At 51.3% G+C, this 4,068-nt stretch carries 3 protein-coding genes and 2 pseudogenes; all 5 read left to right on the top strand.

Features of this window, described 5'->3' with window-relative positions; genetic code table 11:
- Positions 1-240: pseudogene (locus PMI29_RS02060) on the top strand (polysaccharide biosynthesis protein); the annotation flags it as partial.
- A 227-nt stretch (positions 241-467) separates the two neighbouring features.
- On the top strand, positions 468-1,721 hold the full coding sequence (locus tag PMI29_RS02065) for a glycosyltransferase family 4 protein (RefSeq protein ID WP_008003859.1): 1,254 nt from the start codon (positions 468-470) through the stop codon (positions 1,719-1,721).
- Positions 1,721-2,680 (top strand): UDP-glucose 4-epimerase family protein, encoded by a 960-nt coding sequence (locus PMI29_RS02070; RefSeq protein WP_008003857.1) that lies wholly within the window; start codon positions 1,721-1,723, stop codon positions 2,678-2,680. The genes PMI29_RS02065 and PMI29_RS02070 overlap by 1 nt, the downstream gene beginning before the upstream one ends.
- Before the next feature lie 2 nt (positions 2,681-2,682).
- The gene (locus PMI29_RS02075) at positions 2,683-3,720 is read left to right on the top strand and encodes an MraY family glycosyltransferase (RefSeq protein WP_008003855.1); all 1,038 of its coding nucleotides are present in this window, start codon (positions 2,683-2,685) and stop codon (positions 3,718-3,720) included.
- Positions 3,721-3,803: 83 nt separating this feature from the next.
- Positions 3,804-4,068, top strand: a pseudogene (locus tag PMI29_RS02080) (polysaccharide biosynthesis protein); the annotation flags it as partial.

The following is a 4,068-nucleotide window of genomic DNA, read 5'->3' as shown; positions in this document are numbered from 1 at the left end:
TACGAAGAGCTGTTGATCGGTGACAACGTCAGCGCGACCCGGCATCCAATGATCATGAGCGCAAACGAGGATCATCTGCCGTGGGATGTGCTCAAGCTGAAGCTGGCCGAGTTGCTTGGGGCCGTTGAGCAGGATGATTATTCGCGCGTCAGACAGCTCCTTCGCGAAACGGTCAGTGGCTATACACCGGATGGCGATATCGTCGACTGGATCTACCAGCAGCGTCGCTTGGAACCCTGATTGTTTCACATTGCGTAACAGGCATATTTTTGACAGACTCCAGACATCGCCTAACTTTGGGGGGCTTGGGAAAAGCTGCTTTCCCAAATTGATGTCATGGAGTTCCGACTATCCGTAATGGCTACGGTCGCTGAGTACCGTGTCCCGAATATTGCCGATAAAGTTATGGGGATTGTTTACAATAGCTTGATTGTATAAACAAAAAAATGCTGAGTTGAGCTGCAGGAATGATTGAAAATAAGTTAAAGATTCTGATAGTTACACAGTATTTTTGGCCGGAGAATATGCGTATCAATGACCTGGTTCGCGCCTTCTCGGAAAATGGTCATGAGGTCACTGTGTTGACCGGGTGGCCAAATTATCCAGAAGGTTCGGTATATTCGGAATTTAGTGCCAGTCCTGAGCGTTTCAGCAACTACTTCGGTGCGCGAATAGTTAGAGTTCCATTAGTTTCGCGTGGAAAACGCAGTGTTAGCCTGGTTTTCAATTACGTTTCTTTTTTTCTCAGCGCTTCTACACTCGGCGTTTTCAAGCTTAGAAATGAAAAGTTTGATGCGGTTTTCGTATACGCAGTTTCTCCTATTATGGCTGCTATTCCCGCAGTTGTGTTAGGGCGGATAAAAAAGGCCCCAGTATTTGTCTGGGTCCTTGATCTTTGGCCGGAAACTCTGAGGGCTGTAGGGGTACTCCGTCAGCCTGCCTTGTTGGCTTTGGTCGGGCGCGTGGTCAGTGCGATCTACAATCGTGCTGATTATTTGCTTTTACAATCCAAAGGTTTTGCCGATAACGTAAAACAATATTGCACCAAGGAAATCACCCCAGAGCGTTTGATTTATTTCCCAAGTTGGGCTGAGGATGACTTTTCGGCCTCCACTCCGCTCACTTCAAATTTGCTAGAGCGAGATGACTCAGTCTTCACCATTGTTTTTGCGGGAAATTTAGGCGAAGCGCAGGATTTTCCCGCGATCCTGGACGCCGCAGAAGCATTGAAGAACAAAGTCGCAGTGCGCTGGGTGATCGTGGGGGATGGGCGTATGAGCAAATGGTTGCATGAACAAGTCACGACAAGAAACTTGAGCAACGTATTGCTTCTGGGACGACACCCTCTGAGCGAGATGCCTGGGGTGTTTGCTTGTGCCGATGCGTTGCTGGTTTCATTGAAAACCAATGATGTATTCGAGAAAACGATTCCCGGGAAGGTCCAGGCTTATATGGCTTCGAGCAAGCCGATCCTGGGCATGATCAATGGGGAGGCTGCACGGGTAATCGAAGAGTCAGGCGGGGGATTTTCCTGCCCCTCAGGTGATGTCCAGGGGCTTGTGCGGATTACTTTGGAGTTGGCCACCACATCCCCTGCTCAACGTGAAACTATGGGGCGTGCCGGTCGGTCCTACTATTTGAGCCACTTTTCCAAACCTGCACTTATGGAGCGTCTGGAAGAGTTGTTTCGCGTTGCTACTTTGCGAAGGACCACCCAATAATGTCGAAGACCGTATTTTTAACCGGTGCAACAGGGTTTGTTGGTGGCGCGACGCTAAGGTGTCTGGTCGCAAGAAACTACACTGTCATTGCCGCGCTGCGTAATGGATCTCAATTACTTCAGAGTAAAGTCTCGACGATCCACGTTGACAGTATCGATGGTGCTACGTCCTGGAAAAACGGTCTCACCGGCGTAGACGTGGTCATACATGCCGCGGCTCGCGTTCATGTGATGAATGATACCGAAACCGATCCCTTGGCGGCATTCAGGCGAGTCAATGTTGAAGGTACATTGAATCTTGCACGCCAGGCTGCGTCTGCAGGTGTCCGACGCTTCGTATTTATCAGTTCCATCAAGGTGAACGGCGAAAGTACCGATTTGGGTGTCACGTATTCTCCCGAGGACACGCCAGCCCCGGCAGATCCCTATGGGATATCCAAGATGGAAGCCGAAGGGCTGTTGCGTGAATTGGCCGTGGAGACCGGGATGGAGGTCGTGATCATAAGGCCAGTGTTGGTTTACGGCCCTGGGGTCAAGGCTAACTTTCAAAGCATGATGCGATGGCTCGATAAAGGTATTCCTCTGCCTTTTGGGGCGATTCACAACAGCCGCAGTCTCGTAGCATTGGACAATCTGGTGGATTTGATTGTCACCTGTATCGATCATCCGGCAGCCGCTAATCAGACCTTTCTGGTCAGTGATGGCGAGGATCTTTCCACCACTCAATTGCTGCGCAAGATTGCGCTTGCCCTTGGGCGTACGGCTCGGCTTGTACCAATACCTGCCAGCGTCCTGCGCGGCATCGCCACATTGCTCGGAAGGAAAGCCCTGTCAAACCGGTTATGTGGATCCTTGCAGGTAGACATCAGCAAAACGCGCTCATTGCTGGGGTGGACACCTCCGGTCTCGGCAGATGACGCACTGAAGGCTACAGCACAACATTTTCAAGAAAGTAAATAACAATGATCTATTGGTGGTTAGTTCCTGCGGTGGCGAGTGTTTCCTTAATATTGACAGCGGTATTACGTCGTTATGCATTGGCGCGAAGTATTATCGATGTCCCCAATGCTCGCAGTTCTCATTCAGTACCCACTCCCAGGGGCGGCGGTGTCGCGATTGTCATCGCATTTTTGTTGGCGCTGCCATTTCTGGCATGGGCACAGTTGGCAACCATGCCACTGTTGATCGCTATCGGGGGGGCGGGTGGCCTGATCGCAATTGTCGGCTTCATGGATGATCATGGTCATATAGCAGCACGTTGGCGCTTGTTAGGCCATTTCTGTGCGGCCGCCTGGGCCTTGTTCTGTCTGGGGGGGCTGCCTCCGATTACCTTGTTTGGATGGGCTGTGGATCTTGGTTGGCTCGGATGCATCCTGGCGGCGGTCTATCTTGTCTGGATGCTCAATCTTTACAATTTCATGGATGGAATCGATGGTATAGCCAGTGTTGAAGCGATTTCGGCGTGCCTGGGTGGTTGTCTGCTTTATTGGCTGAATGGATTCGAAAGCCAGATGTGGGTTCCAGGACTGTTGGCGATGGCGGTTGGAGGATTTCTGTTCTGGAATTTTCCCCCTGCACGCATCTTCATGGGAGACGCTGGAAGCGGATTCCTCGGTATGGTGCTCGGTGTCATCTCGATTCAGGCTGCCTGGATTGCACCGCAGTTGCTCTGGGCCTGGCTGATCCTGTTGGGGGTGTTTGTTGTAGACGCAACCTTCACCTTGATTCGTCGCCTGGTTCGCGGTGACAAAGTTTATGAAGCTCATCGTAGTCACGCCTATCAGTTTGCGTCACGCCGATATCGCAAGCATTTGCCTGTCACTCTCGCCGTCGGGGCAATCAACGTAGGTTGGTTGCTGCCCGTTGCACTTTGCGTGACGTCCTTTGGATTGGATGGTGCGCTTGGCCTGATAATCGCCTATATCCCACTGGTAATTCTGGCGCTCAAATTTCACGCGGGTGAAATCGAAAAAGCCAGTCCTTCAATAGCTGATTTGTGATTATTTGAAGTTACAAGTGCGTCAGGAGACGTACACTGATCAAGCACGGTCATGGGGAGTGGTTAGAGGTGTACGACGGGGTTATGGATAAATTGCGCAAACTGTTGCTTGAGCTGTCGCGCCGTCAAAAACGGCTCATTCAGGTTACGGCTGACGTCATTCTCGTGTGGGCAGCGTTGTGGTTGGCGTTTCTGGTTCGCCTTGGCATTGATGATATGGTCAATCCACTGATCGTCCATTCCTGGCTTTTCTTGAGTGCCCCGGTCGTTGCAATCCCGTTGTTTATCCGGTTTGGCATGTATCGCGCAGTCATGCGCTACTTCGGCAACGATGCGTTGATCGCGATCA

Source organism: Pseudomonas sp. GM49, assembly GCF_000282355.1.
In the GTDB taxonomy this organism is placed as follows: domain Bacteria; phylum Pseudomonadota; class Gammaproteobacteria; order Pseudomonadales; family Pseudomonadaceae; genus Aquipseudomonas.
Note: the sequence above shows the minus strand (reverse complement) of the source record. Positions and strands in the feature narration are given on the sequence as shown.

Excerpts from the sequence above, each read along its gene's own strand:
- PMI29_RS02075 (WP_008003855.1), top strand. The coding sequence starts at position 2,683 with ATGATCTATTGGTGGTTAGTTCCTGCGGTGGCGAGTGTTTCCTTAATA.
- PMI29_RS02070 (WP_008003857.1), top strand. The coding sequence starts at position 1,721 with ATGTCGAAGACCGTATTTTTAACCGGTGCAACAGGGTTTGTTGGTGGC.
- PMI29_RS02065 (WP_008003859.1), top strand. The coding sequence starts at position 468 with ATGATTGAAAATAAGTTAAAGATTCTGATAGTTACACAGTATTTTTGG.